The organism is Pseudonocardia kunmingensis (assembly GCF_006716445.1).
Taxonomy (GTDB): domain Bacteria; phylum Actinomycetota; class Actinomycetes; order Mycobacteriales; family Pseudonocardiaceae; genus Pseudonocardia; species Pseudonocardia kunmingensis.
Map to the genome: position 1 here is coordinate 1463824 of NZ_VFPA01000001.1, position 24371 is coordinate 1488194.

At 72.4% G+C, this 24371-nt stretch carries 14 protein-coding genes and 2 rRNA genes; 6 read left to right on the plus strand and 10 right to left on the minus strand.

All coding sequences use genetic code 11. The features are described from left to right. Window positions 1-107: 107 nt before the first annotated feature. Window positions 108-395, minus strand: a complete 288-nt coding sequence (locus FB558_RS07020) for a DUF1330 domain-containing protein (protein WP_142049270.1) — start codon at window positions 393-395, stop codon at window positions 108-110. A gap of 81 nt (window positions 396-476) precedes the next feature. Here FB558_RS07020 and FB558_RS07025 point away from each other — a divergent pair, with 81 nt between their 5' ends. After that, complete coding sequence (locus FB558_RS07025) at window positions 477-788, plus strand: ArsR/SmtB family transcription factor (protein ID WP_142049273.1); 312 nt, start codon at window positions 477-479, stop codon at window positions 786-788. Window positions 789-791: 3 nt separating this feature from the next. Here FB558_RS07025 and pdxR read toward each other — a convergent pair whose 3' ends face one another. Further along, a complete protein-coding gene (pdxR, locus tag FB558_RS07030; RefSeq protein WP_142049276.1) occupies window positions 792-2153 on the minus strand; it encodes a MocR-like pyridoxine biosynthesis transcription factor PdxR in 1362 nt (453 codons plus the stop codon). A 68-nt stretch (window positions 2154-2221) separates the two neighbouring features. On the opposite strand from pdxR, the gene FB558_RS07035 reads away from it, so the two are divergent. From FB558_RS07035 to FB558_RS07055, 5 genes are all read left to right on the plus strand, one after another. After that, entirely contained in the window at window positions 2222-2872 is a 651-nt protein-coding gene (locus FB558_RS07035) for a pyridoxamine 5'-phosphate oxidase family protein (protein ID WP_142049278.1), read from the plus strand. Window positions 2873-3062: 190 nt separating this feature from the next. Then, a complete protein-coding gene (locus tag FB558_RS07040) occupies window positions 3063-5156 on the plus strand; it encodes a prolyl oligopeptidase family serine peptidase (protein ID WP_142049281.1) in 2094 nt (697 codons plus the stop codon). Then, a complete protein-coding gene (locus FB558_RS07045; protein WP_246106289.1) occupies window positions 5153-6154 on the plus strand; it encodes a mechanosensitive ion channel family protein in 1002 nt (333 codons plus the stop codon). Before FB558_RS07040 ends, FB558_RS07045 begins: the two co-directional genes overlap by 4 nt. Before the next feature lie 19 nt (window positions 6155-6173). Beyond that, window positions 6174-6557 (plus strand): globin, encoded by a 384-nt coding sequence (locus tag FB558_RS07050; protein ID WP_142049284.1) that lies wholly within the window; start codon window positions 6174-6176, stop codon window positions 6555-6557. Window positions 6558-6644: 87 nt separating this feature from the next. Continuing rightward, window positions 6645-8231 carry a glycoside hydrolase family 13 protein gene (locus FB558_RS07055; protein ID WP_211366554.1) on the plus strand — a complete coding sequence of 529 codons (1587 nt, stop codon included), beginning with the start codon at window positions 6645-6647 and terminating at the stop codon, window positions 8229-8231. A 181-nt stretch (window positions 8232-8412) separates the two neighbouring features. Here FB558_RS07055 and FB558_RS07060 read toward each other — a convergent pair whose 3' ends face one another. The 8 genes from FB558_RS07060 to FB558_RS07095 all read right to left on the minus strand — a co-directional run bounded on the left by FB558_RS07060 (window position 8413) and on the right by FB558_RS07095 (window position 24153). Next, window positions 8413-9069 (minus strand): DUF8185 domain-containing protein, encoded by a 657-nt coding sequence (locus FB558_RS07060; RefSeq protein WP_142049290.1) that lies wholly within the window; start codon window positions 9067-9069, stop codon window positions 8413-8415. After that, complete coding sequence (locus tag FB558_RS07065) at window positions 9066-9482, minus strand: acyl-CoA thioesterase (protein ID WP_142049293.1); 417 nt, start codon at window positions 9480-9482, stop codon at window positions 9066-9068. The genes FB558_RS07060 and FB558_RS07065 overlap by 4 nt, the downstream gene beginning before the upstream one ends. 62 nt (window positions 9483-9544) lie before the next feature. Further along, window positions 9545-14269 (minus strand): NAD-glutamate dehydrogenase, encoded by a 4725-nt coding sequence (locus tag FB558_RS07070; protein WP_246106290.1) that lies wholly within the window; start codon window positions 14267-14269, stop codon window positions 9545-9547. 236 nt (window positions 14270-14505) lie between these two features. Then, the gene (locus FB558_RS07075; RefSeq protein ID WP_211366165.1) at window positions 14506-18339 is read right to left on the minus strand and encodes a hypothetical protein; all 3834 of its coding nucleotides are present in this window, start codon (window positions 18337-18339) and stop codon (window positions 14506-14508) included. A 70-nt stretch (window positions 18340-18409) separates the two neighbouring features. Next, a complete protein-coding gene (gene ettA / locus FB558_RS07080) occupies window positions 18410-20086 on the minus strand; it encodes an energy-dependent translational throttle protein EttA (protein WP_142049302.1) in 1677 nt (558 codons plus the stop codon). 23 nt (window positions 20087-20109) lie between these two features. Beyond that, the gene (locus FB558_RS07085; protein ID WP_142049305.1) at window positions 20110-20622 is read right to left on the minus strand and encodes a single-stranded DNA-binding protein; all 513 of its coding nucleotides are present in this window, start codon (window positions 20620-20622) and stop codon (window positions 20110-20112) included. 221 nt (window positions 20623-20843) lie between these two features. Beyond that, window positions 20844-20960, minus strand: a 5S ribosomal RNA gene (gene rrf / locus FB558_RS07090). Window positions 20961-21037: 77 nt separating this feature from the next. Further along, window positions 21038-24153, minus strand: a 23S ribosomal RNA gene (locus tag FB558_RS07095). Window positions 24154-24371: the final 218 nt, after the last annotated feature.

Here is a 24371-nt window from a genome sequence, read left to right on the forward strand (position 1 = left end):
GCCCACCTCCTCACGATTGGTCGAACCAATGTGGGGAAGGCTAGGGGCGATGCCGCGCCGCAGTCAACGCCCCCCGACGGGTCACGGGCGGACGGACGGCCCGGCCGCTACGCCACGTCCATGACCAGCGCTCCCGCGCGCGCGATGGCGTGCCGGAACGCCTTGAGCGGCGCGTACTCCTCGGACTCGTAGAACGCCCGCACGTGCTCCTTGCTCGGGAACTCGAGGATCACGGCGATCCCGGGCGCCACGGCGCCCTCCAGGGCGAACGAGGCGGTGTCCCGGGCGACGGGGCGACCGCCGAAGCGCTCCACGACGGCGAGCGTCCGCCTCTCGTACTCCGCGAACCCCTCCTCGTCCTCCGGCGTGACACTGATGATCATGTAAGCGCTCATGCGCCCTCCTAATGTTCAAATGTTGCTGAACTATGAGACAGCATGACCGCAACCTTTGGCAAGTTCACGTACTGTTGAACCGTGCAGACGCTCAGCCACCCGACCCGCGAGCAGATCCGCTTCGAGTCGGTCCTCGACGCACTGGCCCACCCGGTACGGCTCCGCGTGGTGCGCAGGCTCGCCGACGGCGAGGAGCTGACCTGCGGCACCACGCTGCCCGACGTGCCGAAGTCGGCGGCGAGCCACCACTGGCGGATCCTGCGGGAGAGCGGCGTCCTGCACGCCCGGCGGGAGGGCCGCACGATCCTGCACACGCTGCGGCGCGAGGACCTCGACGCCCGCTTCCCCGGCCTGCTCGAGGTCGTGCGGAACGCCGTCGACGCCGACGTGTGAACCTCAGCGCCGGAGCGCCTCGGTGACCAGCGGCAGCGCCCACTCCAGCTCGTCGGAGCCCGGGCCCGCGTACCCGAGCACGATCCCCGCCCGGGCCGGCGGGGCGGCGTAGTGGCGCCCGAGGCCGTCCAGCGCCACCCCGCTCGCCGCGGCCGCGGCCACGACCGCGCGCTCGGTGGCCGCGCCGGGCAGCGGGACGAGCACGTGCGCGCCTGCGGCGTCACCCTCCACCGCCCGCCCGGCGGCGTGCACCGCGGCGACGACCGCGGAGCGGCGGCCCGAGAGCTCCCGGCGCAGCCGCCGCAGGTGGCGGGCCAGGTCGCCGTGCGCGCCGAACGCGGCGAAGACGCGCTGACCCGCCCGCGCCGGACGCCCGCCGGTGCGGCCGCGCACGGCCAGCACCGCGGCGCGGACGGCGGGCGGGGCGACCAGCCAGCCGGCGCCGAGGGTCGGGGTGAGCAGCTTGCTGGCCGTGCCCAGGTGCGCCACGACGTCCGGGCCGAGTGCGGCGAGCAGCGGCAGCGGCGCCACGTCGTAGCGCAGCTCGCCGTCGTAGTCGTCCTCCAGCACGAGGAAGCCCTCGGCGCGGGCCCGCTCCACCAGGGCGACGCGGCGCGTCGCCGACAGGCGCGCCCCCAGCGGGTACTGGTGCGCCGGGGTGCAGTACACGGCCGCGGTCCCGGCGGGGACGGCCTCGACGACGAGCCCGGCGCCGTCGACCGGCACGGCGACGACCTCGAGGCCTGCGTCCCGCAACGCCGTGACCGCCCGCTGGTAGCCCGGCTCCTCCACCGCGACGCGGGCGCCGGGGGGCAGCGTGCGCGCCACCTCGCCGATGGCGGCCGTGCTGCCCCCGGTCGCGAGCACGTCAGCGGGGTGGGCGGGCAGGCCGCGGTGGCGCAACAGGTGCTCGACGACCACGGCCCGGAACTCCGGCAGTCCCACGGGGTCGGGCATGACATCGGGTGCCGGATCGGCGGCCGCGCGCCACGCCCGGCGCCACGCCGCCCGGTCCAGCGCGCCGACGCACGGGCTCCCGGCACTCAGGTCGACGAGGCCGGCGTCGCCTTCGGGTACGGCGGCGGTCGCCGCGGGCACCGGCGTGCGGGACGCGGCGGGTGCGCCGACGACGAACGTCCCCGACCCGCGCCGTCCCTCCGCCCAGCCCTCGGCGAGCAGCTGGTCGTACGCGGCGGCCGTCACGGTGCGGCTCACGCCGAGCGCGGCCGCGAGCGCCCGCGTGGACGGGAGCCGGTCCCCCGCGCGGAGCGCGCCACCCGTCGTGGCGGCGCGCAGCCCGTCGGCGAGCTGGGCGGCGAGCGGACGACCGGCGTCACGGTCGAGCGGCAGCGGCGGCAGGTCCACGAGTGGCCTTCCGAAGTCGGGAAGAAGTGGCCCTGCCACGATGCCACCGCAGCGACGAGGATGGTGCGGTGAGCCTCTCGACCACCGACCGCACCACCGTCACCCGGCACCGCGAGCGCGCCCGCACGGAACGAGCCGACCTGCACGCCGTGCTCGACGCCGGGCTCGTCTGCCACCTCGGCCTCGTCCGCGACGGCGCCCCCGTCGTCATCCCCACCGGCTACGGGCGCATCGACGACACCGTCTACGTGCACGGCTCCACGGGCGCGGGCTGGCTCCGGATCGCCGACGGCGCGCCCGTCTGCCTGACCGTGACCCACCTCGACGGGATCGTCTACGCCCGCTCGGTGTTCAACCACTCCATGAACTACCGCAGCGCGGTCGTGCACGGGCCGGTCCGGCACGTCACCGACCGCGACGAGCAGCTGGCCGCGCTGCGCGCGATCGTCGAGCAGCTCTCGCCGGGGTCCTGGGAGCACGCCCGCGAGCCCGACCGGCGCGAGCTCGCTGCCACCGCGGTGTTCGCCCTCGACCTCACCGAGGCCAGCGTCAAGGTCCGCACCGGCCCACCCGCCGACGACGAGGCCGACGTCGCGGCCGGCGACCGCTGGGCGGGCGTGCTGCCGGTCCGCACGGTGTTCGGTGCCCCCGAGCCGTGCCCGACCCTGCCCGCCGACGCCCCGGCGCCCGCCCACGTGGCCGACCGACGGCCGGAGTGAGCTCACGCCCGCGACGGACGGCGCCCGCGTCGGTGGAGGGAGCGACGCGGGCGCTCGTCCGGCGGTCGAACGGCGCCACGCCGCGGGCGAGCGGCCGCCCGTGGCGGCGGACCGCCGTTCGTCGGCGGGGGTCGCCGGTCCGGCGCGGGCCGCCACGACCACCGGACCGGGTGACGTAACCTCGGCCCGCGTGGACGCCCCCTACCCCGACGCCTTGCGGCTGGACCTCGTCGAGGACCTGCACGGCCATCGCGTGGCCGACCCCTACCGCTGGCTGGAGGACGCCGACGACCCGCGCACGCGGGAGTGGTCCGCGGCGCAGGACGCCGTGACCGGCGCGCACCTGGAGCGGCTCCCCGGACGCGACGGCCTGGCGGCCACGCTCACCGCGCTCCTGTCGGCCGGATCGGTGTCCGCCCCGCTGTGGCGGGCCGGGCGCCGGTTCGCCACGCGGCGCGAGCCCGGCCAGGAGCACGCCGTGCTCCTCGTGCGGGAGCCCGACGGCGCCGAGCGGGTCCTGCTCGACCCGGTCGCCCTCGACCCCAGCGGCCTGACCACGCTCGACGCCTGGGTGCCCGACCTCGAGGGGCGGCGGCTGGCCTACCAGCTCTCCTCCGGCGGCGACGAGCACTCGGTGCTGCACGTGCTCGACGTCTCCACCGGTCACGACGTCGAGGCGCCGATCGACCGCTGCCGCTACTCCGACGTGTCCTGGCTGCCCGGCGGCGAGGAGTTCGTCTACGTCCGCATGGTGGACGAGGACGAGGCACCGCCCGGGCAGCAGGCGTTCCACCGCCGCATCTGGCGCCACCGGGTCGGCACCCCCGCCGACACCGACGAGCTGGTCGACGGCCCGGGCCTCTACGACGAGCACACCTACTACGGCGTGCAGGTCTCCCGCGACGGCGGTTGGCTGGTCGTCACCGGCAACGTCGGCACCGCCCGTCGCGACAGCGTGTGGATCGCCGAGCTGGGCGGCACCGACGTCAAGCTGGCCCCGGTGCTCACGCAGGCCGACGACGTGCAGTGCCACGCGTGGGTCGAGCGGGACGGCCGGCTCTACCTGCACACGACCGACGGCGCGCCGCGGTGGCGGCTCGCCGTCACCGACCCGCGCACGCCCGAGCGCGAGCACTGGCGCGAGCTGGTGGCCGAGGACCCGGGCTCGGTGCTGCAGGCCGTGCGCCGGCTGGAGGCGCCCGACGGGACCGTGCTGCTGGCGCTCGCCCGCGCCCGGCACGCGGTCGCCGAGGTCGCGCTGCACGACGCCGCCGACGGCACGCCGCGCGGCACCGTCCCGCTGCCCGGCACCGGTTCCCTGATCGGGTTCTCGGTCGCCGACCGCGACACGCCCGCCGAGGCGGGGCGCCTCTGGCTCGGCTGGACCGACCTGGTGACCCCGCCCGAGGTGCACCGCTTCGACCTGGCGACCGGGGAGACGCTCCGGGAGGAGGCCGCACCGGGCGCGGTCGACCTGCCCACCGTGCGCAGCGAGCAGCGCGAGTTCACCTCCGCCGACGGCACCACCGTGCGGATGTTCGTCCTCTCCCCGCCCGACGCCCGCGGCGCGCGCCCCGCGCTCGTCACCGGCTACGGCGGGTTCGGGATCAGCCGCGAGCCCGCCTACACCGCCTCGGCGCTCGCGTGGGTGGCGGCCGGCGGCGTGTACGCGCTGGTGTCGCTGCGCGGCGGCGGCGAGGAGGGCGAGGAGTGGCACCTCGCCGGCAACCGCGCGCACAAACAGAACGTGTTCGACGACCTGCACGCCGCGGCCGAAGCCCTGATCGACGCGGGTGACACCGCCGCGGACCGGTTGGCGATCATGGGCGGCTCGAACGGCGGGCTGCTCGTCGGCGCCGCGCTCACCCAGCGCCCCGACCTCTACCGCGCGGTCGTCTGCTCGGCGCCGCTGCTGGACATGGTGCGCTACGAGGAGTTCTCCCTCGGCCGCACCTGGAACGACGAGTACGGCACCGCCGCCGACCCCGACGAGCTGGGCTGGCTGCTGTCCTACTCGCCATACCACCACGTCCGGGACGGGGTCGCGTACCCGGCGGTGCTGTTCACCGTGTTCGACTCCGACACCCGCGTCGACCCGCTGCACGCGCGCAAGATGTGCGCGGCGCTGCAGCACGCCACCACCGGCGACCCGCGCACCCACCCCGTCCTGATCCGCCGCGAGACCGACGTCGGCCACGGGGCCCGCTCGGTCTCCCGCACCGTCGCGCTGGCGGCCGACCAGCTGTCCTTCCTCGCCGCCCATACCGGTCTGGAGCTGTCGTGACCACCCCCGCACCCCCGCCCGACACCGCATCCCCCGCTCTGATCGCACCCTCCCAGCCCACCTGCGCCACCGAGGCCGGGAGCTGGTGCGCCAGCTTCTACCAGTGGACCAACAGCGACTTCCTGGCCCGCTCGGCGGACGCGATCGTCTCCACGACGACGTCGGTCGCGCTGATCCTGCTGCTCGCGTTCGGCGCCCGCTACCTGATCCACCGGACGATCAACCAGATCGTCGAGGGCGCCGCGAACTCGCGCATCTCCAAGCTCATCGGCCGCACCCCGCGGCTGCGCGCCAACGGCAACGCGCCGGTCACCCCGCGCCGCGCGCAGCGGGCCCGCACGATCGGCTCGGTGCTGCGCTCGCTCAGCTCGATCGTCGTGCTGACGATCGCGGCGATCATGGTGCTCGCCGAGTTCGGTGTGGCGCTCGCGCCGATCCTCGCGTCAGCGGGGATCGTCGGCGTCGCGGTCGGCTTCGGCGCGCAGAACCTGGTGCGCGACTTCCTGTCCGGCATGTTCATGCTGCTCGAGGACCAGTACGGCGTCGGTGACATCGTCGACGTCGGGGACGCGATCGGCGTCGTCGAGGCCGTCGGGCTGCGGATCACGACGCTGCGCGACCTCAAGGGCACGGTCTGGTACGTCCGCAACGGCGAGATCCTGCGCGTCGGCAACATGAGCCAGGGCTACGCGGTCGCCGTCGTCGACGTCCCGCTGGCGCACACCGCCGACATCCCGTCGGCCACGGCCCTCGCGGAGCGCGCCGTCACCGATCGGGTGGCCGTGAAGGACATCGTCGACTCCGTGCTGGAGCCGCCGGAGATGCTGGGCGTGGACCGGGTCGCGCCGGAGGGCGTCACGCTCCGGCTGACCGTCAAGGTCAAGCCCGGTGAGCAGTTCTCCGTCCAGCGCGCCCTCAACGCCGCGATCGCCGACGCGCTCGAGGACGCCGCTGTGCCACGGCCCACGGTTTTCCCCACCTCGCAGGCCAGCGCGTAGCAGGGGGGATGATGGGGGCGTGACCGAACCCCAGAACTTCTACGCCGAGGTGGGCGGCGCCCCGGTCTTCGAGAAGCTCGTGCGCCGGTTCTACGAGCAGGTCGCCGAGGACGAGGTGCTGCGCCCGCTCTACCCGGAGGAGGACCTCGGCCCCGCCGAGGTCCGGCTGCGGATGTTCCTCGAGCAGTACTGGGGCGGCCCGCGCACGTACTCCGACCAGCGGGGCCACCCGCGGCTGCGGATGCGGCACGCGCCGTTCAAGGTCGGGCCGATCGAGCGCGACGCGTGGCTGCGGTGCATGCGGGTGGCCGTCGACGACGCGGGCCTGGACGACGCGCACCGCGACCAGCTGTGGCAGTACATGACCTACGCGGCCGCGAGCATGGTCAACAGCAACTTCTGACCGGGTGCCGTCCGGCGGGGTGAGAACCACCCGAAAGTGCTACCGGGTGTGACGGAGGGCGCTCACTCCGTCCCCGGTGCTGGCAAGATCTGGCGCGTGCAGTGGTGGCGCGACGCCGTGGTGTACCAGGTCTACGTCCGTTCGTTCGCCGACGGCGACGGCGACGGCGTCGGCGACCTCGAAGGCATCCGGGCCCGGCTGGGCTACCTGGAGCTGCTCGGCGTCGACGCGCTGTGGCTCACACCGTTCTACACCTCCCCGATGGTCGACCACGGGTACGACGTCGCCGACGCGCGCGACGTCGACCCGGTCTTCGGCGACCTCGCCACGTTCGACCGGCTCGTCGCCGACGCCCACGAGCACGGCCTGCGCGTCACGATCGATCTCGTCCCCAACCACACCTCCAGCGAGCACGAGTGGTTCCGCGCCGCCCTGGACTCCGCACCGGGCAGCCCGGAGCGGGCCCGCTACCACTTCCGCCCCGGCACCGGCACGAACGGCGCCGCACCGCCCAACAACTGGCAGAGCGTCTTCGGCGGCCCCGCCTGGACGCGCGTGCAGGATCCGGACGGCGGCGCGGGCGAGTGGTACCTGCACCTGTTCGCCGCCGAACAGCCCGACCTGAACTGGACGAACCCGGAGGTGTGGGCCGATCTGGAGAAGACGCTGCGGTTCTGGCTCGATCGCGGTGTCGACGGGTTCCGCATCGACGTGGCGCACGGGATGAGCAAGCCGCCGGACCTGCCCGACACGCGCGATCCCCGGGGCGGCGCGCGCGACGACGCGCGCTGGGATGGCTCCGGCGCGGAGCCGGACCCGCGCTTCGACCACGACGGCGTGCACGACGTGCACCGGATGATCCGCGGCGTGCTCGACCACTACCCGGGTCGGCTCGTCGTCGGCGAGGTCTGGATCGGCGACGACACCCGCTTCTCCCGCTACGTGCGCCCCGACGAGCTGCACCTGGGCTTCGACTTCCGGCTCGTGCGCGCCCCGTTCGAGGCCGACGCCGTGCGCGCCGCGATCGAGCACTCGCTCGCCGCGGTCGCGGCGGTGGGCGCCCCGCCGACGTGGACGCTGTCCAACCACGACGTCTCCCGGCCCGTCACCCGCTACGGCGGCGGGGCCACCGGGCTCGCCCGCGCGCGGGCCATGTCGCTGGTGGAGCTGGCGCTGCCGGGTGTCGTCTACCTGTACAACGGCGAGGAGCTGGGGCTGCCCGACGTCGACCTGCCAGACGAGGCGCTGCAGGACCCGGTGTGGGAACGCTCCGGCCGCACCCGCCGCGGCCGCGACCGCTGCCGCGTCCCGATGCCCTGGGAGGGCGGCGGCCCGAGCTACGGCTTCACGGCGGGCGACCCCTGGCTGCCGATGCCCCCCGAGTTCGGCGAGCTCGTCGTGGCCGACCAGCTGGAGGACACCGGGTCGACGCTGTCGCTGGTGCGCCGGGCCATCGAGCTGCGCAAGTCCCACCCGGGGTTCCAGGGCGGGGAGCTGGAGTGGTTCGGGGCCCCGGAGGGCTGCTTCGCGTTCCGCCGCGCCGGCACCACGCTGGTGTGCGCGCTGAACACCTCCACCGAACCGGTCCCGCTCCCGCCGGGTGAGGTCCTGCTGGCCAGCGGCCCGCTGGAGGACGGCCGGCTCCCCCCGGACACGGCCGCCTGGCTGACGTGACCCGCGGCTCGAACGCGCATCTCAGCCGGTCCGAACGGGAGACTCGCGCTGCTCGATCGGGAGACTCGCGCTGCTCGAAGGGGAGACTCGCGCACCACCAGCGCGAGTCTCCCCTTCCGACAGCGCGAGTCTCCCGTTCCGACAGCGCGAGTCTCCCGTTTCGACCGGGCGAGTCTCCCGTTCAGCCCACCAGCAGCGGAAGGGCCGTGATCCGGCGGCGCACCACCGCGCCGTAACGCGCGTCCAGGCGCATCCAGGTGCCGGTGGCCGACACTCGCACGGCAGGGCCGTCCTCGCCGAGGAACCCCATGCCGGACAGCGCGAACAAGCAGCGCAGCGGCACCTTCACCGCCGGCCGCGTCCCGGTGCCGGTGCTCGGGCCCGCAACCGGGCCTTCGGCCGACACGGTGAGCACCGTCTGGTCCAGCAGCGAGGCGGGCGGGCCCATCGGACCGGCGTTCTCCCGCGCGAGCGCGAGGCCCCGCTCGGTGAGCCTCTCGAGCTCGGCGGCCGGTACCTCGTCCACCGGCTGCCACCCCTCGGCCGGGGGCAGCTCGCCCTGCCACAGCCCGCCCGCGCCGGGGTCGACCGTCTCCGCCCGCTCCACCGTGAGCGCGGTGAGCAGCCCGGCCGCCGGAGCCGTGACGTCGGCGGGCTCCAGCGCGCCGTGGACGGTGCGGGTGGCGAGCACGTCGAACGGCGTGGACGCCCACGCCGACACCGTTCCGCCGGCCCCCTGCAGGCGCACGAGCGCCGCCTGGTCCAGCCGGACGACCCGCGCCACGAAGGCGCCGAGGTCGGCCCGCTCGTCCGGATCGGGAACGGTCAGCCGCGTCATGCCGCCCACTTTCCCAGGAACTCCTTCTCCTCGGTCGTGAGCCGCCGCGGGCGCTGGGCGCCCAGATCGAACGCGGCGAGTGACGTCTCCGCCGTGACGGCGACGGCGTCGTCCGGTTCCGGGCCGTCGTGCATCGCGTACCGGATCCGGAACGTCGCCGCCCGCACCGCCTCCACCGTCATGGCCACGCGCAGGAGCCGCGAGGGGTAGGAGATCTGGCGCTTGTAGTCGACGGAGAGCCCGGTGACGAGCAGTCCGTTGACGAAGCCGGCCACGCCCTCGGCGGTCGCGGCGTCGAACACGAGCTGGATGCGGGCCTCCTCGAGCAGCGTCACCGCGACGGCGTGGTTCACGTGCCGGTAGACGTCCTGATCGGTCCAGCGCACCGGGACCTGCGCGACGAAGGGGGCCACACCGCCACCCTCTCAAGCCCCCTTCCCACCCGGCGCGCCAGGGCCCGTCCGCGTCGCGCTCGTCAGCGGGCCAGGCCGCGCAGCTGGCGGGAGATCACCGACAGCGTGGCCAGGTCGAGCTGCCCCGCGGTGCCCACCTCCTGCAGCGCCGCGCGGGCCCGCACGAGGCGGGAGGCGTTGGCCTTCTCCCACAGGGCGATGGCCTTCCCCACCGACGTGCCCGGCCCCGCCTCGCGCAGGGCGTCGAGGGTGATCGCACGCAGCGAGGCGTAGAGGTCGTCGCGCAGGGCGAGGCGGGCGAGGGCGTGCCAGCGGTCGCCGCGTTCGAGCGCGCTGACCGAGGTGAGCGCGGTGTCGAGGCCCAGGTGCTCGGACAGCCCGAAGTACAGCGCCGCGACGTCGTGGGGCTCGCGCGCCTCCCGGTCGCGTTCGGACAGCTCGGTGAGCTCGACGACGTCCAGCAGCCCGTAGCCGTAGACGAGCGCGGCCGAGCGCATGGCCGCGTCGGGCTCGATGCCGGCCGACCGGAGCTCGGCGGCGCGCATCTCGACGCTCGCCTTCTCCCGGCCGCGCATCAGCTCCGGCAGCGCCGCGCGCAGCTCCCGGACCGTCGCCGCGAAGCGGCTCACCTCGGCCCCGACCGCGAGCGGCTGGGGCCGGTTGGTGAGGAACCAGCGCGAGGCGCGGTCGAGCAGGCGCCGCGAGTCCAGCACGAGCTCGTCCGCCACCTCGGTGGGGATCCGCGGCGAGCGCAGCTCCTCCCACAGCGCCGGCAGGTCGAACACCGCCGTGGTGACGGCGTAGGCGCGCATCGCGTCGGTGGGGGTGGCCGAGAGCTCCTCCCCCAGCCGGAACGCGTACGTCATGCCCGCGCCGTCGACCATCTCGTTGACCAGCAGCGTCGTGACGATCTCGCGGCGCAGCGGGTGCTGCCGGACGGCGCCGGCGAAGCGTTCCCGCACCTCCTGCGGGAAGTACTCGGGAAGCCGGCCGGCGAACGCCGCGACGTCGGGCAGGTCCGTGGCCAGCACCTGCGCGGTGAGGTCGAGCTTGGTGTGGGCGAGCAGCGTGGCCAGCTCCGGGCTGGTCAGGCCGGCGCTCGCGGCCTCCAGCGCGGCGAAGCCGTCGGCGTCGGGGAGCACCTCGATCCGCCGGTCGAGACCGCGCCGCGCCTCGAGGTCGGCCGTCAACCGGGCGTGCACGCTGACCATCGCGGGCGCGTGCGCCCGCGCGATGCCCAGCACCGCGTTCTGGTCGCGGTTGTCGGCGAGGACGAGCGCGCCCACCTCGTCGGTCATCTCGAGCAGCACCGCGTTGCGCGCGTCGCGCTCCAGCTCACCCGCTGCGACCAACCGGTCCAGCAGGATCTTGATGTTGACCTCGTGGTCGGAGCAGTCGACGCCGGCGGAGTTGTCGATCGCGTCGGTGTTGATCTTCCCGCCACGCCGCGCGAACTCGATGCGTCCCCGTGCGGTGAGCCCGAGGTTGCCGCCCTCGCCGACGACCTTCACCCGCAGCTGCGACGCGTCGGCCCGCACCGCGTCGTTGGCCTTGTCGCCCGCGTCGGCGTGCGTCTCCTCCGAGGCCTTCACGTAGGTGCCGATGCCGCCGTTCCACAGCAGGTCGGCGGGTGCGCGCAGGATCGCCGCGATCAGCTCCGGTGGGCTGAGCTCCTGGACTTCGTCGGCCAGACCGAGGGCCGCACGGATCTGCGGCCCGATCGGCACCGTCTTCGCCGTGCGCGGCCACACGCCGCCACCCTCGCTGATCACCGAGCGGTCGTAGTCGTCCCAGGACGAGCGCGGCAGCGCGAACAGCCGCTCGCGCTCGGCGTAGCTCGCCGCGACGTCGGGGTCCGGGTCCACGAAGACGTGCCGGTGGTCGAACGCGGCGAGCAGCCGGATGTGCCGGGAGAGCAGCATGCCGTTGCCGAACACGTCACCGGACATGTCCCCGACACCGACGACGGTGAACTCCTCGCTCTGGGTGTCCACCCCCAGCTCGCGGAAGTGCCGCTTGACGCTCTCCCACGCGCCCTTGGCGGTGATGCCCATCGCCTTGTGGTCGTAGCCGACCGAGCCGCCGGAGGCGAACGCGTCGCCCAGCCAGAAGCCGTAGGACGCGGCGACGTCGTTGGCCGTGTCCGAGAACTTCGCCGTGCCCTTGTCCGCGGCGACGACGAGGTAGGAGTCGTCGCCGTCGTGGCGCACGACGTCCGGTGGCGGCACGGTCTCGGTGCTCCCGTCCGCGGCCACGACGAGGTTGTCGGTGACGTCCAGCAGCCCGGAGATGAACGTCCGGTAGCAGAACTCGACCTCCTCGGGCCCCGCGGCGTCGCGCCGGACGACGAACCCACCCTTCGCGCCCACCGGCACGATCACCGCGTTCTTCACGGCCTGCGCCTTGACCAGGCCGAGGATCTCGGTGCGGTAGTCCTGCGGGCGGTCCGACCACCGCAGGCCCCCGCGGGCCACCGCCCCGAACCGCAGGTGCACGCCCTCGACGCGCGGCGAGTACACGAAGATCTCGAACTTCGGCCGCGGCGCCGGCATGCCGGGCACCTGCGCCGGGTCCAGCTTGAACGAGAAGAACGGCCGGTCGCGGAACCAGTTGGTGCGCAACGTCGCCATGATCATCGCCAGGTAGCCCCGGAGGATGCGGTCGGCGTCCAGACCGGTGACGGCGTCGATCAGTTCCCGCACCTCGGCGAGCGCCGCCTCCACCGCCCGGTCCCGCTCCCCGGTCGCGGGATCGAAGCGCGCGCGGAACAGCGCCATCAGCGACGTGGCGACCGACGGGTGCGCGAGCAGCGTGTTGGCCATGTAGTGGGGCCCGTACGGGCTGCCGAGCTGCCGCGCGTAGCGCGCGTACGCCCGCAGCACGGCCGCCTCCCGCCACGGCAGCCCGGCGCGCAGCACCAGCGCGGAGAACCGGTCGGACTCGGCGTCACCGCGCCACGCCGCCCGGAACGCCGTACCGAACGACTCCTCGACCGCGGGATCGTCCAGCGCGGTCCGGGTGGCGTCGTCGACCCGCAGGCCGAAGTCGTAGAGCCAGCACTGCAGGCCGTCGGCGCGGACGAACTGCGACGGGCGCTCGTCGAGCACGTCGACGCCGAGCTGCTGCAGCAGCGGCATCACCGCGGTGAGCGTGACGGACTCACCGGCGAGGTAGAGGGTGAACCGAGGCTCCCGCTGCACGTCCTCGGCGAGGTACATCCGGGTGTCGAACGCCCCCGGCCCCGGGAGCGCCGCGATCCGACGCAGGTCCTCCACCGCGTGCCGCGGCGCGACGGCCGCCTTGTACGCCTCGGGCACCCCGGGCAGCAGCGCGGCCATCCCCGCGGTGTCGGGCTGGGAGAGCAGCCGGTCGTCCCACGTCCGGACCGCCTCGGTCAGCTCGTCCTGCAGCGCGGCGACGTCGACCTCGCCGTAGCCCGACGCGTCGGCGCCGGTCAGGACGGTGAAGTGCACCATCGCGAGGCTCGACTCCGACAGCCGCACGGTGAACTCCGCGCCGTGTCCGCCGAGCCTGCGCTGCAGGACCTCCGACATCCGGATCCGCGCGTCGGTCGTGTAGCGGTCGCGGGGGACGTAGACGAGGCAGGAGATGAAGCGGCGGTACGGGTCCGGTCGCAGGAACAGCCGCACCGCGCGGCGCCCGGCGACCGCGAGCACCCCGACGGCGGTGTCGTGGAGGCGCTGCTCCCCCGCGCCGAACAGCTCCTCGCGCGGCAGCCCGGAGATCACCTCGAGCATCTGCTGGCCCGAGTAGGACTCCAGCGGGAACCCGGCGCGGTGGATCGCGTCGCGCACGCGCCGCTCGACGACCGGGATGTCCAGGACGCTCTCGTACATCGCCGGGACGGTCAGCAGACCCAGGAACCGGTGCTCCCCGACCAGCGCTCCGGCGGCGTCGAAGGCGCGCACCGCGAGGTAGTAGGGGTGCACCGGGCGCAACGGGCTCGGCGCGCTGGCCCGGGTCATGATCAGCAGCTCGCTCGTGCCGTCCGCGGACTCGACGCGCGGCGCGAACTTCTCCGCGATCGCCGACCCGGACCGCAGCACGCCCAGCCCGGACCCGGGTTCGAGCTGCAGCTGCCCGGAGGAGGACTCGTAGTGCTGGTAGCCCAGGAACGTGAAGTGGCCGTCGGCGAGCCAGCGCAGCAGCTCGGCGACGTCGGCCGGGCGCGTGCCGCCGGGCGCGACGCCGCTGCCGGGCAGTTCGTCGGCCACGCGGCGCGCGCGCTGCACCATCGGTTCGGAGTCCTCGACCACCTCGCGGACGTCGCGCAGGACCCGCGTGAGCCCGCGCTCCAGGTCGGCGAGTGGCACGTCGGTGGGCAGCAGGTCGAGGTGGATCCACGACTCGGCGAGCGCACCTGGTGGTGGCGCCGCGGGATCGCCGTCGGTGAGCACGTCGGTGAGCTCACCGTCCGGCGCGCGCCGCACCACGACGATCGGGTGGATCACGCGCTGCACCTCGGCGCCGGCGCGCGAGACCCCGGCCAGCAACGACTCGACGAGGAACGGCATGTCATCGGTGACGACCTCGGCCACCGGCCCCGCCGGGTCCGGCCCCTCCTCCGGCTCGCGGACCCGGATCAGCACCTCGCCCGGCGCCCGCACGCGCGCGAGCTGCAAGTGGCTGCGCGCGGCCGCGAGGAGCAGCGGCCGGTGGTCCGCCCGCTCGAGGTCGGGGGCGTGGCGTGCGTAGAGCGCGCCCAGGTCGGTCAGCTCGGGATCGGTCGCGGGCAGGTCCGCCCACTCCCGGGTCCGGCTCGTCACAATGCAGCTCCGGGTCTCACCGGCGGCGTGCTCGTCCCGTCGCCGTGGATCGCCCGCCTGCGCGGCGGGCTCGTCGTCACCCTAGTGCGGGGCCACGGACGTGGGACCGCCGATCTCGCTACGGAGCCGACGCGCTCCGGACGGTATCCGCGCTGCTCCCAACGGGCGGTCCAGAGCGCTCGACGGCCGTCACGCGGCCGGTCGCCGACCGCGTCGGCGGGCGGCCCGCAGCGCCGTCAGATCCCCCGGTAGGCGGCGAGCGCTCCGGCCAGCAGGTCGGCGATGCCGAGGTTGTCGGCCGACCCCGCGGCCCCGCGCCCGGGCTCCTCCTCCGCCCCCGCCCCGTTCCTGCCCGTGGCACCGGAGCCCGCGGAGTCGGCGCGACCGGCGCCGTCCGCGTCGCCGGCGGCGGCACCGTTGCGACGACCGCCCCGCGCGCCGGAGGCGGTCGCTGTGGCCTCGGCCCGGGCGGGGGTGGCGACCGCGGGCCGCTCGCCGGGGGCGGATTCGGTGACGCGCGCAGCCTCACCGTTGCGCGACCCGGTGGTGGACGGGCTCGGTGGCGCGGCTTCCCGGCCGGCCGGTTCGTCGCGACGGGCACGGGCTGCGCGCTGCCCCTCGCGCGGCGCATCGCCGGCCTCGCGGCGTTCTCGCCGCCCGGCACCGCTGCGCGCCCGGCCGTTCGGGACGTCGGCGCGGCGGCTGCGCGCCGGGTCGGTGTCCGCGTCCGCGATGTCCCCGGCCGGCTCGTCGGGCCCCGCCTCGTGCCGTCCCGCCCCGCGGTCGGAGCTCGCTCCGCTCTCCGTCGCCGGACCTGCGCCGTTCGCCCCCCCGGTCGACGCGGCAGCCGGGTCGACGGCGGTGTCCCCGATGTCGGCGCCGCTGTCCTCGCCGCTGTCCTCGCCGGACCAGGGCCACCCCGGCGGGTCGTCCGTGCGGACGCGACGGTCGACGGTGTGGGACGAGCGCGTACCTCGCCGGGCGGCGTCCGGGCCGCCCCGCCGATCCGCCGGGTGCGCCGCGCCGCGCGGCTCCGCCTTCCGGGTGCCGAGGTCGTTCCACGGGTCGGGCGCGCGCCCGGCGGGGCGCGAGAGGTCCTGGAGGATCTGCGCGCCCACCGGCCCGTCCGCGTCGTGCACGGCCGCCCGCAGCTGGGCAGCCGGGAGGTCCTCCTCGGGCACGAACCCGGCCAGGAGGCCGGGCAGCGTCCGGTGCATCCACTCGGTGGCCGCGACGCGCCCCCAGCCGGGGCGGTCGATCACCAGGGCGTCGGAGTCGCCGAACCGCTGGTGCGCTCCGGACGGCAGCCGCGCCTCGAGCCGGTCCGCGACGGCTCGCACCACGGCCCCGGCCCGCCGGCCGGCGAAGCGCCGCCCGTCCCGGGCGATGTCGACGACGACCACGCACCCGTCGGCATCGAACCCGTCCGCACCGGACCCGTCGTCGAGGATGCTTCCGGGGCTGGAGCCGGTGGGCCCGGGGTCGGGGTCGGGACCTGGACCGGGATCGGGATCGCGATCTGCGCGCGGCACCACCGACGTGCTGCCCAGCACGCGGTCGAGGTCGGCCAGGGCCGCCTGCAGCCAGCCGCCGGGCTCCGCGGCAGGGACCGACGGTGCGGGGACGGGCGGCGCGGGAACGGGCGTTTCGTCGGCCGCCGAGGGCTGCGGTGCCTGCCGCACGCCGGGCGTCACCGTCCAGCGGCCCGTGGCCCACGGATCGTCCGCGCGGTGCCGACGCCCGTTGACCGGCACGTCGGCGCCGAGCGCGGGGTCGCCGAGAACCTCGCCGAGCACGCCGCCCGCAGGTCCGGTGTCACCGCCCGTTCCCGTGTCCGCGTCCGCGGCAGCACCTCGCCGGGATCGGCTCCGGGACGAGGAGCGGTTCGTCCCCTCCTCCGGGCTCTCCGGTGGCGCGCCGTCGGTGGACGGCGCCGTGCGGTCGTGGCGTCCGCGGGCGGACGGGCGCGCACCAGAGCGTTCCGACGCGCTCCGCGCGGTCGCGCGCCCGCCGTCCCCTTCCCATGCCGTACGGGCGGGGCGGTGTCCGCGGGACTCCTCCGACGAGGTCCGCCGGACGGAGCGTTCGTCGGGCTCCTCCGTCGCGCTCGGGTCGGCGGCACGCCTGCGGCCACGCGGGCCCGCGTCCGTGCGGCGCCGGGCGGACCGCTCGTCGGCCGTGTCACCGGGTCGGTCATCGGGCGCGCCACCCGCTTCGTCGCGGGCCTCGCCTGCGTCGGTCCGCCGCACGTCGTCGGGGCGGGAGTGGGCGCGGGAGCGCCGACTGCGGCTCGGTCGCTCGTCCGCGGAGTCGACGGACGCCGGCATCCACCCGCTCGGACCGGCGGGCTCCGCGGTCCCGTTCCGGTCACGGCGGCGCGACCGCCGTACCTCGGGCGCCGGTGCGTCCTCGCCACCACCGTCGCGGGCCTTGCCGTTGCGTCGACCGGGTGCCTCGTCGCCGCCCGGACCCCCGGGACCGGAGCGCAGACCGCGGATCAGCAGGTCACCGATGGGTGACTCGCCCGTCGACCCGTTCCAGGACACGGCTCCCCAGCCGGCGGCGGTGTCGCCCTGCTCCGCGTCGTCGGCGGCGGCGTTGTCGGCGTCGTCGGCCGCATCGCCGTTGAGCATGCGCTCGAAGCGCGCCCATGCCGGGGGGGTTCCCGTGCCCGTTCCCCCGTCGTCCGGCGCACCGCTTCGCTGCTCGTCGCGCCCCTCGCGCAGGAGCTCCTCCCACCGGCTCCTGGCCAGCTTCCGGTCGCCCCGGGTGATCGCGGGCAGCACGGTGGTGGCTTCGCTCGCGACCGCCTCGTCGAACCGCTCGGCGTCCTCCGCGGCGCGGCGCGCACGACGCGGAGCGGTTCGCGCGGCCGGAGCGGACGCCTGCGCGGGGGCGGAGGTCGGGCCGCGCTCGGCAGCGCTCGTCGACGCGGGTGCCGGCTCGTGCGACGGCTCGCTCGACGACGCGGTCGACGGCTCCGCCAGCAGCTCCGTCGACGATTCGGTCGGCGCCGGGAGCTCGGCGAGCGCCTGCGCGAACCGCCGCGCGCGGGCCCGGTCGCGACGCTCGGCGGTGACGGCGAGCTGCAGGGTCTCGAGCGCGGCATCGAGCCGCTCCGCCTTCTCGTAGAGCGCGCCGAGCGCGGTGCGGCACACCGCCTCGAGGTCGGAGGCGCCACTGCCCGCAGCATCCTCGGCCGCCTGCTCGAGCAGCTGCGCGGTGTCGGCGGCACCGTCCTGCGCCGCCAGCACCCGGGCGACGGTGAGCCGCAGCAGCGCCAGCTGCCGGGTGGGCCGGGACCATTCGGACAGGCGCGGCAGCAGCGCGGCGCACCCGTCGAGGGCTTCTGCGGCGCGGTCGGCATCGAGGAGCGCCGAGAGCCACTCGGCGGCCAGCGCCGCGCCGAGGTGCCCGGACGGGGTGCCCGCCCCGGCGCGTCCACGCTCCAGCCGGGCCAGCCCGTCCTTCGCGCGCTCGACGGCCGCGGCCGGGCGCCCGGCGCGGCGCTCCACGACCGCTTCGATCAGCGCGACGGATGCGCCGCCGATCTCGCCCGCCGGTCCCCCGACGGCCTGCCACGCCGCCACAGCGGCGCCGATGGCGTCGGTCACGTCGGCGGGCGTGTCCTCCACGGCGCACCGGGCGTGCACGCACCGGAGGTCGGCGAGGAGCTCCGGCTCGCCGTCGTCGACCGCGACCGGCGCGACGAGCTGCCGCGCGGACCCGACCTCGCCGGCACCGGCGGCGACCATCGCCAGCTCCACCCGCAGGCGCCGGGCGGCGGGCAGGTCGAGCACCGACGTGCCCCACCGGCTCAGGCCGGTCAGGACGTCACACGCGATGTCCCGCCCGTCACCCGTGGTGGCGCGCCCGTGCACCGCCCAACCGGCGGCGGCGAGCCAGCGCTCCCGCTCGCCCGCCGCGGACGCCTCCTCGAGCACGTGATCGGCGAGCGCGGCCGTCAGATCGGGACGAGCCCACCGCAGTGCAGCAGCTGCAGCGACGAGGTCCGCTCCCCGTCCTGCTGACCCGGCAGCCGCTACGCCTCCGGCACGCGTCGACCCCACGTGACCTCCTGAAGTGCCGGGATCCACCCTCCGGACCGTGAACGGTGACCGGCCGGGGGATCAATAGCTCTCAGTCGCGGGTCAGCTTACGGTGCGTCACTCGGTGCGGTCGCGCGGCCTCCGCCCCCATGCGTTCGATCTTGTTGCGCTCGTAGGCCTCGAAGTTGCCCTCGAACCAGAACCACGAGGCCGGGTTCTCGTCGGTGCCTTCCCACGCGAGGATGTGCGTGACGACCCGGTCGAGGAACCACCGGTCGTGGGAGATCACGACCGCACACCCGGGGAACTGCTCCAGCGCGTTCTCCAGGGAGCTGAGCGTCTCGACGTCCAGGTCGTTCGTCGGCTCGTCGAGCAGGATCAGGTTGCCGCCCTGCTTCAGCGTGAGCGCCAGGTTGAGGCGGTTGCGCTCACCACCGGACAGCACCCCCGCGGGCTTCTGCTGGTCCGGCCCCTTGAACCCGAACGCCGCCACGTAGGCGCGCGAGGGCATCTCGGAGTTGCCCACCTTGATGTAGTCGAGCCCGTCGGAGACGACCTCCCACACGTTCTTCTTCGGATCGATGCCGGCGCGGTTCTGGTCGACGTAGGACAGCAGCACCGTCTCGCCGACCCGCACCGTGCCGGAATCGGGCTCCTCGAGTCCGACGATCGTCTTGAACAGCGTGGTCTTGCCGACCCCGTTGGGCCCGATCACACCGACGATGCCGTTGCGCGGCAGCGAGAACGACAGGTCCTTGATGAGGACCCGCCCGTCGAACCCCTTGTCGAGGTGGTCGACCTCGACCACCACGTTGCCCAGGCGCGGCCCCGGCGGGATCTGGATCTCCTCGAAGTCGAGCTTGCGGTGCTTCTCGGCCTCGGCCGCCATCTCCTCGTACCGCTCCAGCCGCGCCCGGCCCTTCGCCTGGCGGGCCTTCGCACCCGACCGCACCCAGGCGAGCTCCTCGACGAGGCGCTTCTGCAGCTTCGCGTCCTTGCGGCCCTGCACCGCGACCCGCTCGGCCTTCTTCTCCAGGTAGGTCGAGTAGTTGCCCTCGTAGCCGATCGCCCGGCCCCGGTCCAGCTCCATGATCCATTCTGCGACGTTGTCGAGGAAGTACCGGTCGTGCGTGACGGCCAGGATGGCGCCCGCATAGCTCGCCAGGTGCTGCTCGAGCCAGAGCACGCTCTCGGCGTCGAGGTGGTTCGTGGGCTCGTCGAGCAGGAGCAGGTCGGGCTTGCTCAGCAGGAGCTTGCACAGGGCCACGCGCCGGCGCTCGCCGCCGGAGAGCTGGGTGACGGGAGCGTCCGGCGGCGGGCACCGCAAGGCGTCCATCGCCTGCTCGAGCTGGGAGTCGAGCTCCCACGCGTCGTTGTGGTCGAGGATCTCCTGGAGCTGCCCCATCTCCTCCATCAGCTCGTCGGAGTAGTCGGTGGCCATCTGCTCGGCGATCTCGTTGTAGCGGTCGAGCTGCCGCTTGATCTCGCCGAGACCCTCCTCGACGTTGCCGAGAACGGTCTTCTCCTCGTTCAGCGGCGGCTCCTGTTGCAGGATGCCCACCGTGGCACCGGGCGCGAGGAGCGCGTCGCCGTTGTTCGGCTGCTCCAGCCCGGCCATGATCTTCAAGACGGTCGACTTCCCGGCCCCGTTCGGACCGACGACGCCGATCTTCGCTCCGGGCAGGAAGTTCAACGTCACGTTGTCGAGGATGACCTTGTCGCCGTGGGCCTTCCGGACCTTCTGCATGCTGTAGATGAACTCCGCCACGCGACGATGGTAGTTCCGGCCGGTCACGCCCTTCCGGCGCCCTCACCGGTCAGCACGCCTCGGTGCTGCCCGCCGTCCAGGTGGCCGCCCGCGCCGTCGTCGGGTGCGGGCGCAGGTGCCGGCACGCGCGGGCCGCCGGGCTCCTCGGCTCCGACGCCCTGCGGGGCCTCCGCCGCCGCGGCACGGACGCGGCTGACGACCGCGGTGGACCACCGCAGGTCCGGACCGACCGCGTCGGCCCGCATCTCGAGGCGGTACTCGACGCGCCCGTCGCGCTCGAAGCGCGAGTTCACCAGCTTGCCGTGCGCGATGACCGGATCCCCGATGCGGAGCGATCCGAGGACGCTCTCCGCGAGCTGTCGCCAGCACGTGACGGTGAGGTAGACCGGTTCCGCGTCGTTCCAGGCGTCCGCGGAGCGGTCGAACCGCCGCTCGGTGCTGGCGATCCGGAACTTCACGCCGACCACGTTGCCGGAGGAGAGCCGCTCCGGCTTAGTCGCCACGCGCCCCGGCACCGTTAGGAAGATCGTGCTCATCACCGCTCCTCGCTCGTCGGCGGGCCCGTCACGGGCCCGGTACGTCGAGCGTGCGCCACCTGCAGCGGCGGAACGAGGCCCGCGGCGAATCTGTGGATGAGCGACCCACGAGGTGGATGGCCGGGCCGGCCGACCGCCGATCCGGTCGGGGGTACTTGCAAGGATGGGCAGAAAAAAAGAGGAGCCCCGCCGAACGGCGGGGCTCCTCTGAACACGTTGAATGTCGGCGGCGACCTACTCTCCCACACCCTGACGAGTGCAGTACCATCGGCGCTGGAGGGCTTAGCTTCCGGGTTCGGGATGGGACCGGGCGTACCCCCTCCGCCATAACCACCGACAACACTATCAAATTATGTGAATCATAGTGGATGCGATTATGCGCTCAGGGTCGCACAGTGGATGCAAACAACTCGTCATGAACAAGCCCTCGGCCTATTAGTACCAGTCAACTCCACCCCTCACAGGGCTTCCATCTCTGGCCTATCAACCCAGTGGTCTGCTGGGGGCCTTAACCACGCAAGGTGGTGGGAGACCTCATCTTGGAACGAGCTTCCCGCTTAGATGCCTTCAGCGGTTATCCCTTCCGAACATAGCCAACCAGCCGTGCCCCTGGCGGGACAACTGGCACACCAGAGGTTCGTCCGTCCCGGTCCTCTCGTACTAGGGACAGCCTTCCTCAAGTCTCCTGCGCGCGCGGCGGATAGGGACCGAACTGTCTCACGACGTTCTAAACCCAGCTCGCGTACCGCTTTAATGGGCGAACAGCCCAACCCTTGGGACCTACTCCAGCCCCAGGATGCGACGAGCCGACATCGAGGTGCCAAACCATGCCGTCGATATGGACTCTTGGGCAAGATCAGCCTGTTATCCCCGGGGTACCTTTTATCCGTTGAGCGACACCCCTTCCACCAGGAGGTGCCGGATCACTAGTCCCGACTTTCGTCCCTGCTCGACCTGTCAGTCTCACAGTCAAGCTCCCTTGTGCACTTACACTCGACACCTGATTGCCAACCAGGCTGAGGGAACCTTTGGGCGCCTCCGTTACACTTTGGGAGGCAACCGCCCCAGTTAAACTACCCACCAGGCACTGTCCCTGAACCAGATCATGGCCCGAGGTTGAGACACCCAATTCGACCAGAGTGGTATTTCAACAACGACTCCACCACCACTAGCGTGGCCGCTTCACAGTCTCCCACCTATCCTACACAAGCCGAACCGAGCACCAATACCAAGCTGTAGTAAAGGTCCCGGGGTCTTTCCGTCCTGCCGCGCGTAACGAGCATCTTTACTCGTAGTGCAATTTCGCCGAGTCTGTGGTCGAGACAGCGCCCAAGTCGTTACGCCATTCGTGCAGGTCGGAACTTACCCGACAAGGAATTTCGCTACCTTAGGATGGTTATAGTTACCACCGCCGTTTACTGGCGCTTAAATTCTCCGCTTCGCCCCCGAAGGGACTAACAGGTCCTCTTAACGTTCCAGCACCGGGCAGGCGTCAGTCCGTATACATCGTCTTGCGACTTCGCACGGACCTGTGTTTTTAGTAAACAGTCGCTTGGGCCTGGTCTCTGCGGCCGGCCACCCCTAGCCCGCGAAGGGCTTCAGAGCAACCGGCCCCCCTTCTCCCGAAGTTACGGGGGCATTTTGCCGAGTTCCTTAACCACAGTTCACTCGATCGCCTCGGTATTCTCTACCTGACCACCTGTGTCGGTTTAGGGTACGGGCCGCAACAGCACTCGCTAGAGGCTTTTCTCGGCAGCATGGGATCATCCTACTTCGCCTCAATCGGCTACGCATCACCTCTCACCCTTGATGACACCCGGATTTACCTGGATGTCGGGCTACAGGCTTACACCAGGACTACCACCGCCTGGCGGGACTACCCTCCTGCGTCACCCCATCGCTTGCCTACTACCGGATCGGGTCCCACGCTCCCCTGACAACCCAGCCCGAAGGCCGGAAAGCGGGTTCGGATGGTTAGCATCACCGGCCTCAGCACGGGCGCACTATCACGGGCACGGGAATATCAACCCGTTGTCCATCGACTACGCCTGTCGGCCTCGCCTTAGGTCCCGGCTCACCCTGGGCGGATTAACCTGGCCCAGGAACCCTTGGTCATTCGGCGGCAGAGGTTCTCACTCTGCATTCGCTACTCATGCCTGCATTCTCACTCGCACACCCTCCACGACTCGATCACTCGGCCGCTTCACCGGATGCACGACGCTCCCCTACCCAACACCACGACTACACCCACACCCCGAAGAGCATGAGCGGATCTCATGTGATGTTGCCACGGCTTCGGCGGTGCGCTTGAGCCCCGCTACATTGTCGGCGCAGGACCACTTGACCAGTGAGCTATTACGCACTCTTTAAAGGGTGGCTGCTTCTAAGCCAACCTCCTGGTTGTCTGGGCGATCCCACATCCTTTCCCACTTAGCGCACGCTTAGGGGCCTTAGCCGGTGATCTGGGCTGTTTCCCTCTCGACTACGAAGCTTATCCCCCGCAGTCTCACTGCCGCGCTAGAAATACCGGCATTCGGAGTTTGGTTGAGTTCAGTAAGCTTGTCGGCCCCCTAGCCCATCCAGTGCTCTACCTCCGGCATCCACCACACGACGCTGCACCTAAATGCATTTCGGGGAGAACCAGCTATCACGGAGTTTGATTGGCCTTTCACCCCTACCCACAGCTCATCCCCCAGGTTTTCAACCCTGGTGGGTTCGGGCCTCCACGACGTCTTACCGACGCTTCACCCTGGCCATGGGTAGATCACTCCGCTTCGGGTCTACACCCCGCGACTCGACGCCCTATTCAGACTCGCTTTCGCTACGGCTACCCCACACGGGTTAACCTCGCCACGAAGCATAACTCGCAGGCTCATTCTTCAAAAGGCACGCCATCACCCCAAAGAGGCTCTGACGGCTTGTAGGCACACGGTTTCAGGTACTATTTCACTCCCCTCCCGGGGTACTTTTCATCTTTCCCTCACGGTACTAGTCCGCTATCGGTCATCAGGGAGTATTTAGGCTTACCGGGTGGTCCCGGCAGATTCACAGCAAATTCCACGAGCTCGCTGCTACTCGGGAACAATCTCCAGACCACGAAACGTGTTTTCATGTACGGGGCTCTCACCCGCTACGGCGACCCTTTCCAGAAGTCTTCCACTAACACGAATCAATGACCTCGGCAGCGCGGCAGCACCACCACGAGAAAATCCCACAACACCCCAGCCGCAACGCCTGCCGGCTTGACACGACCAAGGTTTAGCCTCATCCGCTTTCGCTCGCCACTACTCACGGAATCACGGTTGTTTTCTCTTCCTGTGGGTACTGAGATGTTTCACTTCCCCACGTTCCCTCCGACAGCCTATGTATTCAGCTGGCGGTGACACCCCATGACGGGTGCCGGGTTTCCCCATTCGGACATCCTCGGATCACAGCTCGGTTGACAGCTCCCCGAGGCCTATCGCGGCCTCCCACGTCCTTCATCGGCTCCTGATGCCTAGACATCCACCATGTGCCCTTAAACACTTGTTCACAACAAGATGCTCGCATCCACTATGCAACACTCAACACACAACCACACCCCAACCCCCACCGACCACCACCACACCCACGAGGAATGCGTTAGACGATCCGGGTCAGGAGCCAGAAGACACACCCCACAACGAGTGTCCCCTCAGGACCCAACAGCGTGCCAAGCACTCATGAACCAGCACTATGTTCCACCCAGCGCCACACCCCACAACCAGCAG

Excerpts from the sequence above, each read along its gene's own strand:
- FB558_RS07020 (WP_142049270.1), bottom strand. The coding sequence starts at position 395 with ATGAGCGCTTACATGATCATCAGTGTCACGCCGGAGGACGAGGAGGGG.
- FB558_RS07085 (WP_142049305.1), bottom strand. The coding sequence starts at position 20,622 with ATGAGCACGATCTTCCTAACGGTGCCGGGGCGCGTGGCGACTAAGCCG.
- FB558_RS07060 (WP_142049290.1), bottom strand. The coding sequence starts at position 9,069 with ATGACGCGGCTGACCGTTCCCGATCCGGACGAGCGGGCCGACCTCGGC.